The following is a 520-nucleotide window of genomic DNA, read 5'->3' on the forward strand; positions in this document are numbered from 1 at the left end:
CGCTGCACAGCCATGCCGCTGGACCAGCTCTCCCGCAAAATCCAGCGCCAGACGCCGCCGCTCGGCAGGGGGCAGTTCTTCGGGCAGGGCAATCTCGAACTCGCGGGCAACCGTTGCGTTCTTCCGCGTTTCCGCCTGCTCGGCGGCATTCCACAGCGCCGCCCGGTCCGCCGCCCATTCGGGGGCATCTTCCGGCAGCACCAGATCGGCGGACTCGACGCCGCTTCGGCGCGTGTAGTCGTGTACTTCGCCGGTCCGCTCATCCTCAATCTTCTCGCCGGAACGATACGCGGAGGAAGCCGTGCCGCTGCGGCCTGCAGATCGGCTGATGGCCTTAACGGAAAGATGATAGATCGCCATTCTGGCCTCCTCCTTCTACGGGGTGTCGGGGCGAAGCCTTGACCGCACGCAAACTCGCAGAGTTTGCATAAGTGCGCCCTTGCTTTTTGCTGCGGGTCTATGTTGCCACACCGTCAAGGCCTCTTCCAGCAGTTCGTTCCGCCCTAAAAACGCGCTAAAG

Annotated in this window: 1 protein-coding gene; it reads right to left on the bottom strand. The window is 63.5% G+C overall.

Annotation, left to right across the window (positions count from 1 at the left end; all coding sequences use genetic code 11):
* A partial coding sequence (locus HJG40_RS08365; protein WP_215863766.1) for a MobA/MobL family protein occupies positions 1–360 on the bottom strand: 360 nt, incomplete at its 3' end.
* Between the last annotated feature and the right edge of the window lie 160 nt (positions 361–520).

Source organism: Acidithiobacillus concretivorus (genome assembly GCF_018853445.1).
Taxonomy (GTDB): domain Bacteria; phylum Pseudomonadota; class Gammaproteobacteria; order Acidithiobacillales; family Acidithiobacillaceae; genus Acidithiobacillus; species Acidithiobacillus concretivorus.